This is a genomic window from Aminobacter sp. P4_D5 (assembly GCF_056401815.1).
This window is the reverse complement of sequence record NZ_JBFUIP010000829.1, coordinates 1-661: the sequence shown is the minus strand read 5'-3', so window position 1 is coordinate 661 and position 661 is coordinate 1. Positions and strand designations below refer to the sequence as shown.

Below are 661 nucleotides of genomic sequence, written 5' to 3'. Positions count from 1 at the left end.
CCTCTGCGCCGCGGCGCGCGGAATCCTTCCAAAAGGAGTTGCCGCCCTCGATGAGGATGTCGCCCTCGTGCAGCAGGCTGTGCAGCTCGAGCAGCGTGGCTTCGGTGGCCTCGCCCGCGGGGAGCATGACCCAGACGGCGCGGGGTGCACTGAGGCTGGCGACGAGGTCCGCGATCGAAGATGCGCCCTGCGCGCCCTCAGCGACCAGCGCGGCGACGGTGGCTTCGTCGCGGTCATAGGCGACGCCGACATGCCCTGCCTTCATCACGCGGCGCAGGATATTGGCGCCCATCCGGCCCAGTCCGACCATGCCGAGCTGCATTCGTTTCACTCCCTGATTCGCCGATGCTACACGGCATCACAACGGATGCGAGAGGCTTCCGTCACGGGGGAAACCGGGATGCTCGAGCTGGTCACGATCCGCGCGCGGCCGGATCTGCGGGCACAGATCTTCGACGCGACGTTCGACCGGCTCTGGCCGGAATTCATGCGGCACGACCCGGTGGCGAACCTCTATTTCGAGTCGCCGCATTTCGAGCATCACCTCGACACCGCCTTCGCCGTCATGGATACGGCCGATCCCCGCAGGGTCCTGGGGCGGGCCTTCGCAGTCCCCTTCGTCTTCGGCGAGCATGGGCGGGACGAGCTGCCGGATTCCGGT

At 67.5% G+C, this 661-nt stretch carries 1 protein-coding gene and 1 pseudogene; one reads left to right on the top strand and one right to left on the bottom strand.

Features of this window, described 5'->3' with window-relative positions:
- A partial coding sequence (locus AC1DWF_RS35255) for an NAD(P)-binding domain-containing protein (RefSeq protein ID WP_476843109.1) occupies positions 1 to 322 on the bottom strand: 322 nt, incomplete at its 3' end.
- A 78-nt stretch (positions 323 to 400) separates the two neighbouring features.
- Here AC1DWF_RS35255 and AC1DWF_RS35250 point away from each other — a divergent pair.
- Positions 401 to 661 (top strand): annotated as a pseudogene (locus AC1DWF_RS35250) (hypothetical protein); the annotation flags it as partial.